Below are 1,088 nucleotides of genomic sequence, written 5' to 3' on the forward strand. Positions count from 1 at the left end.
TGTATTTTTTAAAGAAACATTTAAAATATTTGAATCACTTTTTTCATGAAAAAGAGAGATGTTTTTCTTGAAACCATTCAAGTTTTTATCGTTAAGAGAGATATCAACGTTTTGTCCAGGTTCACCGTATATTATAAAAGTATGACCATTAGTTGAATGAGTAGAGCCTTGTATAACTTTTCCATAATTAATATCACCATTATGGATGACTTTTAGAGGCTTTACAACAGTAGCATTGATATTCATACTTTCTTCTGAAATATTAGAAGAAAATATATTACTAAAAGTTAATAAAAATAAAGTTAAAATTAATGACATAACTCCTCCTTATATGAAAACAACTGGGAATATCCCAGTTGTTAATAATTATTGATATTGAACTCTAGCAGTTATAGAACCTGTATATATACCAGTTACAGTTTCAGTAGTAGGATTTATTGTTCCAACCATGTCAAAACTTGCTTTTCCAGCATTATCTAGATTGTGAGGAATGACAAAATTATTAAAAGAAATATCTAAAGTATCTTCACTTCCATTTCTTTTTAAAGATGATAAGTTAGATAAAGTGACTTCAAATTTTTCTCCTGGTTCTCCATCAATAGTGTATTGTCCAGTAGCTGTTGCCTTAGTTCCTTGAATTACAGTTCCAAATTCCATATTTTTAGCTATAATAGTTAGTGGTTTAATCACAGTAGCTTTAATGTTCATAGTAGCCTGATCATTTGAAGTTACACCAAAAGCTGTCATAGTAGTAGTTAAAGATAAAAGTATTAATAATTTTTTCATAATTTGTTCCCTCCCGTAATTTTATAAAGTTTATAAAATACAAAAGCCAGTTGCACTTATATTTTGGCTAAACCAAAATGTAACTGCAACTGGCTGTCATTTTAAAGACCCTATAGTTTTGCGTCATAGGATTTCTCCTACTTTGCCTATTTATATTATATAGTAATGATATATTAAAATTTAAAAAATGTCAAACAAAAATTACATAAAATATAAAGAAATGTTTTTCACAAAACCTTATTTAAAGAGGGTTTGTTGCAAAAATACAAAACGTATTATAAATTGTACAAAAGGATATATAA

General features: G+C 27.3%; 2 protein-coding genes and 1 riboswitch. Both genes read right to left on the minus strand.

Annotated features, from left to right (window positions below):
• Positions 1-318 (minus strand): hypothetical protein (locus ACRDDY_RS11305; protein WP_438523025.1); only part of this gene is annotated, 318 nt, incomplete at its 3' end.
• A gap of 48 nt (positions 319-366) precedes the next feature.
• Positions 367-786 carry a DUF4402 domain-containing protein gene (locus ACRDDY_RS11310; protein ID WP_240219469.1) on the minus strand — a complete coding sequence of 140 codons (420 nt, stop codon included), beginning with the start codon at positions 784-786 and terminating at the stop codon, positions 367-369.
• Positions 787-867: 81 nt separating this feature from the next.
• Positions 868-943, minus strand: a riboswitch (cyclic di-GMP riboswitch).
• Between the last annotated feature and the right edge of the window lie 145 nt (positions 944-1,088).

The organism is Clostridium sp. (genome assembly GCF_051656525.1).
Classification (GTDB): Bacteria; Bacillota; Clostridia; order Clostridiales; family Clostridiaceae; genus Clostridium.

Bases quoted from the DNA above. Each gene is read 5' to 3' on its own strand.
- ACRDDY_RS11310 (WP_240219469.1), bottom strand. From the start codon at position 786: ATGAAAAAATTATTAATACTTTTATCTTTAACTACTACTATGACAGCT.